This window comes from Mucilaginibacter sp. (assembly GCF_039935595.1).
In the GTDB taxonomy this organism is placed as follows: Bacteria; Bacteroidota; Bacteroidia; order Sphingobacteriales; family Sphingobacteriaceae; genus Mucilaginibacter.
Map to the genome: position 1 here is coordinate 36,939 of NZ_JBDTJZ010000104.1, position 6,798 is coordinate 43,736.

Sequence of the window (6,798 nt, forward strand, 5' to 3'; positions counted from 1 at the left end):
CTTATCTTCGCTATCTTAAATAATTACATGACTGCATATAAAAGCGATTTACAAATTGTATCAACCGCCGATGGCTCAAACACCATATACAACGCGCAGGTAGGCGAAAATTACCACTCGCGGCATGGTGCCCTACAGGAGAGTTTGCATGTATTTATTAAAGCCGGATTAACCTATTTTTTAGAAACCTCGGGATCAGTAACAGCCAATATTTTGGAAGTCGGCTTTGGCACCGGGCTTAATTTTTTATTGAGTGCTGATTATTGCACCAGTCATAACATTAATTTAGCGTATACAGGCATAGAAGCTTATCCTTTAAGTGCTGATATGATAGCACAAACCGGGTATGACCAATATGTATCTGCATTAATTTGGGAAAGCTTTATAAACAAATATGAAGATGGCTTAAAAGGGCAAATACAATTAAATGCAAACTGCACACTGCAAATTGCCAACTCCCCATTATTAAACTTTTACAATAATAACAAGTATGATATCATATACTTTGATGCCTTCGCCGCGGCACACCAACCCGAAATGTGGGGCGAAGAAGCAATTGCCCACACCATAAAATTTTTAAAATCCGGCGGGGTGTTTGTAACCTATGCTATAACCGGCAATTTAAAACGTATGCTTAAAACGCTTGGCCTAACCATACAAAAAATACCCGGCGCGGCAGGTAAACGCGAAATGCTGCGGGCGACGTTATAGATGTGCAAATGCGTGGATGTGCAAATGTGCAGATGCCTGTTTATCCATAGTCTATTCAAATTGACCCTCATTAAAAAAATCCGCACATTTGCATATCTGCACATTTAAAAAATTTGCACATCATAAAATATGGCTATAATACCACCAATATCCTCTCCCACTCCATCCGGCGCTTTTGAACGTTTATTAACCATAATGGATGACCTCCGTTTAAATTGCCCCTGGGATAAAAAACAAACATTGGAGAGCCTGCGTCATTTAACCATCGAGGAAACTTACGAACTATCGGACGCTATACTAAGCGGCGATATGCCAGAGATAAAAAAAGAACTTGGCGACATTATGCTGCACCTGGTTTTTTATGCCAAAATAGGATCAGAAACCAACGATTTTAATATTACAGATGTACTTAATAGCATTTGCGACAAGCTGATTAACCGTCATCCCCATATTTATAGCGACACCCATGTAAATGACGAAAATGATGTGAAACGTAACTGGGAGCAGATAAAACTCAAAGAGGGTAACCGCTCGGTTTTAGGCGGTGTACCGGCATCATTACCGGCATTAGTTAAAGCATCGCGTATACAGGAAAAAGCTCGTGGCGTTGGCTTTGACTGGGAAGAAAAAGGTCAGGTTTGGGCCAAAGTAGAAGAAGAGTTACAAGAGTTTAAGGCAGAGTTTAATACAGAAGATGGGAGCGCTATTGACCAGGAGAAAGCCGAAAGCGAATTTGGTGACCTTTTATTTTCATTGATAAACTACGCCCGTTTTATAAATATTAACCCCGAAGACGCGCTGGAGAAAACCAACCGGAAATTTATAAAACGTTTTCAATACCTGGAAGATAAGGCCCGCGAAAATGGGCGACAACTACATGAAATGAGCCTGGCCGAGATGGATGTATTTTGGAACGAGGCAAAAAACTTATAAAATAAAATTATAATTGTAGCGTATTAATATTTTTGTACGTACTAACGATTAGTTACATTAATAAATCCCATGAAAAAAAATTTGTATTTACTGTTGTTAACCGCATTAGTTTCAGCAGCAGGATGTAAAAAAGTCACAACAGCACCACCTCCATTGCCCGTAGGTAAATTTACCGGTGTTTTTACGCGTATACATTATAGCAATACCACCCACAAATTGGATACTGCAACCGCCAATTTAACTTTAAACCTTTCTGCTTCAACAGGTTATTCCGTTACCGGCGATACTACTACTGTTCATGCGGGCAGCCATGGCAGTTATGTGGTTGATGGTTATAATATTCAATTTATAGATCAAACTTTAAAGCCTAATACCCCATTATATCCGGGCAAAACACACCTGGCTGGTATTTTCAATTATGTTTATACGGATACCAGGTTACAGTTTGGTGCATCAAATGATACTTTATACGTTTCTTATAATCTGCAACCCCAATAATAGCTTGATTTTTGGGCGAAGCAAGTATCATAATATCTATTGGCAAATTTTCAATCTACAAAAAAATAAAAGCGCCCACTTATTTAAACCTTATTGCTTTAACAGGCGAGATGCGCGATACCAGCATGGAAGGGATAACTAACACCAATAAACAAATGGTCATGGTACCCGCATTTAATAGCAATACATCCCATACGTTAAGTTTAATTGGTATAAAGTTCATATAGTACGATTCTGGGTCCAATTTAAAAAAATGTGTTTTAAGCTGTATAAAGCTTAATCCTAAACCAAACACATTTCCTAAAATTAACCCTATTCCAATTATATAGCTTGCGTTATATAAAAAAACTTTTTGTATGCCCCAATTACCGGCCCCCATAGCTTTAAGTATACCTATCATGGCGGTACGTTCCAGTATCATGATCAACAGTGCCGATATCATGTTAATAACCGCCACAATAACCATTAATATGAGCATTACCTGGGTGTTAACGTCCAACAGGTTTAGCCACTCAAATAATGCCGGATATGTTTCCATAACCGTATACTCTTTTAATTTCTCGGGCAATATATCGTCAATAAAAGCCGCGGCAACTGGCATACTGTTAAAATCGGCAATTTTTAATTCATAGCCGCCAATCTCATTTTTATCCCAACCGTTTAATATTCTTATTAAATTAATATCGCCTATAACATACGTTTTATCAATATCTTCAATTCCCGAACTATAAATACCTGTTATTTTAAAGGGACGCTTACGCAGGGGTTGCTGTATAAAGTACATCAAAACTTTGTCCCCCACTTTCAACTTTAGCCGGTTGGCTGTAACGTCAGATATCATAAGCTGGGTTTTTGACCGTGTGGTATCACTAAAGTCTATCACTTTACCTGCCACCATATTCTTCTTCAAAAACTGCCAGTTATAACTTTTGTTAACCCCTTTTAGCACTACCCCTTCAATTTCATTATTCACTTTAATTATACCGGGCTTGGAGGCAAATGGCATAACAGCAGTAATAAGCGGATTTTTTATAGCCTTTTTTTCAAATACAGTGTCAGCCTGAAAAGACGAGTTTTCGTACGAATTATCTGGCCCATACTTTACAACCTTCATGTCGCCGTCAAAACCCCGCGCTTTTTCCCGTATCTCCCGCTTAAAACCTTTAACTACAGCAATGGATAATATCATCACGCCCAAACCCAGCATAATGCCCACAATAGCTATACGCACAATCAACTTAGAGAAGGTACGTTTAGATTTTAAAGTTATCCTGCGGGCTATAAAGGTGGCGAAACTCAAAGCAATGGTTTTTTTGTATCTTAGCAAAGATGCGTTTTTATGGGCAAAAACAGCATTATTTTAAACTGATCGGTATTATTATTTATGGTGAGAATAAGATTTTTTTTAACGCTGGCTATCCTATGTCATACAGCGCTAAGCCCTGTTTCGGCACAAACAAATACACGTCCGGTAAAACCACAAAAAATAATTTGCGGTGCCGACCAAACCGAGCTATATATTAACTATATTAAGGGAAAAAATATCGGCATGGTTATTAATCAAACTTCTGTTATAGGCAAGCGCCGAATGGTAAGTGTTGATAGCTTGCTAAAACGCGGAATCGCCGTAAAAAAAATATTTGGCCCCGAGCATGGTTTTAGGGGTACTGCCAGTAACGGCGCTGCTGTGAATGATAGTACCGACCCCGCAACCAGCCTGCCCGTAATATCATTATACGGCAAACATTTTAAACCAACTGCCGACGATTTAAAGGGACTTGACCTGGTTATTTTTGATATACAGGATGTTGGCGCACGGTTTTATACCTATATATCAACGCTGCATTATGTGATGGAAGCCTGTGCCGAAAACAATATTGAATTGATGATATTGGACAGGCCAAACCCCAACGGCTACTCGGTTGACGGACCAGTTTTAGATACGGCATATAAATCATTTGTGGGGATGCACCCCATACCCATTACCCACGGCATGACCATTGGCGAATATGCCCAAATGATAAACGGCGAGGGCTGGCTGCAAAACAGGGAGAAATGCAGGTTAAAGATCATTAAAGTGGCTAATTATAATCATACTTTAAAATACGTTTTGCCGGTAAACCCGTCGCCCAATTTAAATACCAATCAGTCTGTATTGCTTTACCCAAGCTTATGCTTGTTTGAGGGTACTATGTTAAGCTTGGGGCGCGGCACTATGTTTCCGTTTCAGGTGGTTGGGCACCCGGCATTAAAGGGCAAATACAGCTATTCATTTACCCCGGTAAGTATTGCCGGCATGAGCGAGGACCCACCGCAAAAAAACATGGTTTGTTACGGCATTGATCTTAAAAATTACAATACGCAAACGTTACGATTAACCGGGCGGCTTAATTTAGTATGGCTGATAGCACTATACAAAGTTTTTCCGGATAAGGCGCATTTTTTTAACGCTTACTTTACCAAACTGGCCGGTAACGAAACCTTACGCAAGCAAATTGAGAATGGTGAAACCGAACAGCAAATACGCCAAAGCTGGGAACCCGGCTTAAGCCGGTTTAAACAAACGCGGAAAAAATATTTATTATATCAGTAAAATTGAATTTGATACAAAAACGTTAGGTTAATATGAGAATTGTATTTATGGGCACGCCCCAATTTGCAGTACCATCATTAGATGAGTTAATTACAGCAGGCAGCAACATTGTTGGCGTTATAACCGCACCCGATAAACCAGCTGGGCGCGGGCAAAAGGTTAGCGAGTCGGCTGTAAAACAATACGCACAGGCACACGGGTTAAGGGTTTTACAACCCACCAATTTAAAAGATCCCGCTTTTTTGGCAGAGTTAAAAGCTTTAAACGCCGACCTGCAAGTGGTAGTTGCCTTTAGGATGCTACCTGAAGCCGTTTGGAACATGCCGTCAAAGGGCACTTTAAATTTGCATGCCTCATTATTGCCACAATACCGGGGCGCTGCACCTATTAACTGGGTATTAATAAATGGCGAAAAAGAAAGCGGCGTTACTACCTTTTTTTTAAAACAGGAAATTGATACCGGAGATATTTTGTTTACCGAAAAAATAACCCTTACTGGCCACGAAACTGCCGGCGACCTACACGACCGCCTGATGAACAAGGGCGCGGGCCTTCTGGTAAAAACCGTTAAAGCGGTGGAGAGCGGGCGGTATAACGAACACTCGCAGGCGCAATTGGCTGAAGGTGTTGAATTGAGAAGCGCGCCAAAAATATTTAAAGAACATTGCAACATTGACTGGAATAAACCGGCACACAGCATTTACAACTTGATACGCGGTTTAAGCCCTGCACCTACTGCTTACACCACCTTAAACGGAAAAACCTTTAAAATATATGCCGCCGAATACCAGGATGAACAACCCGGCATACAACCCGGCGGCTTTTTAACTGATGGCAAAACTCACTTAAAATTTGCCGCGCAGGATGGCTTTATAAACGTACTTGATGTGCAGTTAGAAGGCAAAAAGCGTATGGGGATTGAAGAGTTTTTGAGAGGGGTGAAATTGTAAAGGATACAACTACTAGCCCCTTGTCATCGAGCATGGCTAGAAATCTATGAAGCGATGTTTATGTATAGATTTCTCCTCGTACCTCGTCGAAATGACAATAGATATTATGTACTCATCTTAAGATTTTTGGCTTTCCGTTTCGCCACTTCAGATTTACCTGATTTAATACTATGGAAGGGGCCGCTTTCAGCTTTACGGATCATTTGCTCAAATTCCTGTTGATCTATAACGTCTCCAGGAGTGGCGTAATTGACTTTTGGTGATTTAACTTTCCCCATATTTAAATTTATGATACTTAATATGACCCGTAGGGTCTACCTATTTGTAGCACCTCGTTAAAACAATTTATCATGACCCATAGGGTCTACCCTTCTCAAACTTGGGTAGCCCCTAACGGGGCAATATCCATTTGGACAAATATTCTACAAATAGGTAGACCCTACGGGTCAATGTCTCTTTCTATAACTCACGTTATTTAAAATCAGGCATTTTATCCAGTTTAGTTATCTGTATATTACGGTAATAACATTCTGACCCTTCTGATTGGAATTGGATATGCCCATTAGTAAGGGGCGTTGGGTCAACTCCCGGTAATACAGTACGAATATTCTCCAGAATCATTGCCACATGGCCATTAACTACGTAAGCCGCTTTATCGCCAAAACAATAAAGTTCAATGGTGTTCCACTCGCCATTTGGCTTTTCAAAATCACCTTTTAAATGCGATAGATGGGTTTCGGGTGTACCGGTTGTTGCGTATGCACGTGGCGGAGCAGCCGGATCATATATATAGCCTAATCTTTTGTTGGTAGTATCTTTTAATCTTGACCGTACATCAGCACCTACACCGGCCAATGTATATAGGTCGCCCATATTACCTTCCTCCACCTGAAATTCAGGCGCACGGTACCAAACATGCCAAAACTGCCCGTGGGGTTCTTTACCATGATATAGTATGCCGTTATCTCTTTTTACGGTTAACCTGGGCTCATACTTTTTCTCGCCCCATTTAAATTCAACTTTCAAATGATAGTTGCCAAATTCTTGTTTGGTACTAAAACCACCAAATATCTCACCCGAAACATGCAATACCGGCTGGCCGTCAACTGTTTC

8 protein-coding genes are annotated in these 6,798 nt (G+C 40.5%); 5 read left to right on the plus strand and 3 right to left on the minus strand.

Going from position 1 to position 6,798, the window contains the following annotated elements:
- The first annotated feature begins 27 nt into the window (after positions 1–27).
- From mnmC2 to ABI367_RS07310, 3 genes are all read left to right on the plus strand, one after another.
- Positions 28–711 carry a tRNA (5-methylaminomethyl-2-thiouridine)(34)-methyltransferase MnmC2 gene (gene mnmC2 / locus ABI367_RS07300; RefSeq protein WP_462228974.1) on the plus strand — a complete coding sequence of 228 codons (684 nt, stop codon included), beginning with the start codon at positions 28–30 and terminating at the stop codon, positions 709–711.
- 129 nt (positions 712–840) lie between these two features.
- On the plus strand, positions 841–1,644 hold the full coding sequence (gene mazG / locus ABI367_RS07305; protein ID WP_462228976.1) for a nucleoside triphosphate pyrophosphohydrolase: 804 nt from the start codon (positions 841–843) through the stop codon (positions 1,642–1,644).
- Between the two features lie 69 nt (positions 1,645–1,713).
- Positions 1,714–2,142 (plus strand): hypothetical protein, encoded by a 429-nt coding sequence (locus ABI367_RS07310; RefSeq protein ID WP_462228978.1) that lies wholly within the window; start codon positions 1,714–1,716, stop codon positions 2,140–2,142.
- Positions 2,143–2,221: 79 nt separating this feature from the next.
- Here ABI367_RS07310 and ABI367_RS07315 read toward each other — a convergent pair whose 3' ends face one another.
- Complete coding sequence (locus tag ABI367_RS07315; RefSeq protein ID WP_462228980.1) at positions 2,222–3,469, minus strand: ABC transporter permease; 1,248 nt, start codon at positions 3,467–3,469, stop codon at positions 2,222–2,224.
- A gap of 57 nt (positions 3,470–3,526) precedes the next feature.
- Here ABI367_RS07315 and ABI367_RS07320 point away from each other — a divergent pair, with 57 nt between their 5' ends.
- Positions 3,527–4,735 (plus strand): exo-beta-N-acetylmuramidase NamZ family protein, encoded by a 1,209-nt coding sequence (locus ABI367_RS07320; RefSeq protein WP_462228982.1) that lies wholly within the window; start codon positions 3,527–3,529, stop codon positions 4,733–4,735.
- 32 nt (positions 4,736–4,767) lie between these two features.
- Entirely contained in the window at positions 4,768–5,685 is a 918-nt protein-coding gene (fmt, locus tag ABI367_RS07325; protein WP_462228984.1) for a methionyl-tRNA formyltransferase, read from the plus strand.
- Between the two features lie 104 nt (positions 5,686–5,789).
- On the opposite strand, the gene ABI367_RS07330 is transcribed toward fmt, so the two are convergent.
- Positions 5,790–5,963: a hypothetical protein gene (locus ABI367_RS07330; RefSeq protein WP_462228986.1), complete on the minus strand. Its 174-nt coding sequence runs from the start codon at positions 5,961–5,963 to the stop codon at positions 5,790–5,792.
- A 193-nt stretch (positions 5,964–6,156) separates the two neighbouring features.
- A partial coding sequence (locus ABI367_RS07335) for a 3-keto-disaccharide hydrolase (RefSeq protein WP_462228988.1) occupies positions 6,157–6,798 on the minus strand: 642 nt, incomplete at its 5' end.

Bases quoted from the DNA above. Each gene is read 5' to 3' on its own strand.
- fmt (WP_462228984.1), top strand. From the start codon at position 4,768: ATGAGAATTGTATTTATGGGCACGCCCCAATTTGCAGTACCATCATTA.
- ABI367_RS07310 (WP_462228978.1), top strand. From the start codon at position 1,714: ATGAAAAAAAATTTGTATTTACTGTTGTTAACCGCATTAGTTTCAGCA.
- ABI367_RS07330 (WP_462228986.1), bottom strand. From the start codon at position 5,963: ATGGGGAAAGTTAAATCACCAAAAGTCAATTACGCCACTCCTGGAGAC.
- mazG (WP_462228976.1), top strand. From the start codon at position 841: ATGGCTATAATACCACCAATATCCTCTCCCACTCCATCCGGCGCTTTT.
- mnmC2 (WP_462228974.1), top strand. From the start codon at position 28: ATGACTGCATATAAAAGCGATTTACAAATTGTATCAACCGCCGATGGC.
- ABI367_RS07320 (WP_462228982.1), top strand. From the start codon at position 3,527: ATGGTGAGAATAAGATTTTTTTTAACGCTGGCTATCCTATGTCATACA.